The organism is Psychrobacter sp. T6-1 (assembly GCF_052258445.1).
Map to the genome: position 1 here is coordinate 1 of NZ_JBQQFC010000603.1, position 879 is coordinate 879.

Below are 879 nucleotides of genomic sequence, written 5' to 3' on the forward strand. Positions count from 1 at the left end.
AACCATCCAGCGACCGCTTGCGAGGTATCATCGATATCGCCATAAGTATGCGTCACGCCCATGCAAACACTGATAGGGTGCAAGCGAAAGCGTGCAAAGCACTCCTCATAAAGCTCAATCAAGCTACTGTACTGATCAGGATCAATGGTTTTGGGTACGTTGCTAGGATATTGAGCGAGCCAAGGTTTGTTCACTGTCATCTTCAGTGTCCCTTAAATGTAAACGGAGTAGAGGGTTATTAGGTATGACTCTTACTTACTTACCAATCAGTAAATAAAAGGTTAAGTAATACAAAGACATACTTAAGCAATAAATTAACATAACTACAATTGTACTAGAAAATGTATCTTAGCACTGTCTGGTTTCGATTAAAAATTGATTATAGGTTTTTTTTGTGAAGCAATGATATTCGGATAAGCGGTTATTAAAAGAGGATGAGCTGCTTTTTAGTTAGCGTCTTTTTAAATTTATATTCTTAATGAAACATATAGTAGAAAAATAAAATTATTATTAGCATGCATTTGTATACACAAATGTATATGAAATGGTAAAAATAAAGAGAGTTTTGTAGTAGGTGATAAGATATAGAAGATAAATGTTTGAAAAATACAAAAAAATATATTTGTATATGAATGTACAAAGTATTTAGGCTACGAGTTTAGCGTAGCCAAGTCTAAAAAATGAATTTTATAAAGGATGTTGACAAGATTACAGAAACATAAATTTAGCCACTATATGACATGAGCATGACAACTAATTTTTGGATCTATGGGTAGCAATAGCCTGATCGATGACAACGCACAGACTTTTTGGCACGCGTACTGGTCGTATAGAGGTGACATTGGCAACTGGAGTCACTGCGTTGGTATCAGCTTTTGT

At 34.7% G+C, this 879-nt stretch carries 1 pseudogene; it reads right to left on the reverse strand.

Annotated elements, in window-relative coordinates:
- A pseudogene (locus tag ACTXGO_RS14875) lies at positions 1-200 on the reverse strand (long-chain fatty acid--CoA ligase); the annotation flags it as partial.
- Positions 201-879: the final 679 nt, after the last annotated feature.